The organism is Pseudomonas sp. DE0010, assembly GCF_007680745.1.
GTDB classification, from domain to species: Bacteria; Pseudomonadota; Gammaproteobacteria; order Pseudomonadales; family Pseudomonadaceae; genus Aquipseudomonas; species Aquipseudomonas parafulva_B.
On record NZ_VEJQ01000096.1, the window covers coordinates 1 to 344 of the forward strand.

The 344-nt window shown below is 61.3% G+C and carries 1 pseudogene; it reads left to right on the forward strand.

Annotated features, from left to right (window positions below):
* Positions 1-89 (forward strand): annotated as a pseudogene (locus tag FS767_RS21810) (TatD family hydrolase); the annotation flags it as partial.
* Positions 90-344 lie beyond the last annotated feature (255 nt).

Here is a 344-nt window from a genome sequence, read left to right on the forward strand (position 1 = left end):
TGGCCGACGTGCGCGGGGTGACCCTGGAAACCCTCGCCGAGCAGACCACCGCCAACTTTCGCCGGCTGTTTCCCCGCGCCACCCTTTAGGTCCTGTACGGAAAGTGCCTGCGCTCGATGATGCTTCGTTGAAAAAGGCCTGGATCGCCAGTCCGATCGGAATGCTCATTTACCGCTCGTAAACTCGAGCGCGAGTCCGATCCGCTTCCTCAGCCATTTTCGCGGGGCCGCCTAGGCCTTGTTTGTCTCTAGCTCGCGAGACTTTGAACAGGCTCTACGTCCTGGTCGGCATGCCGAATGCCGGCCCAGACTGCTTCCATCCCTCCAGCTTCGCCTATCCGTGCC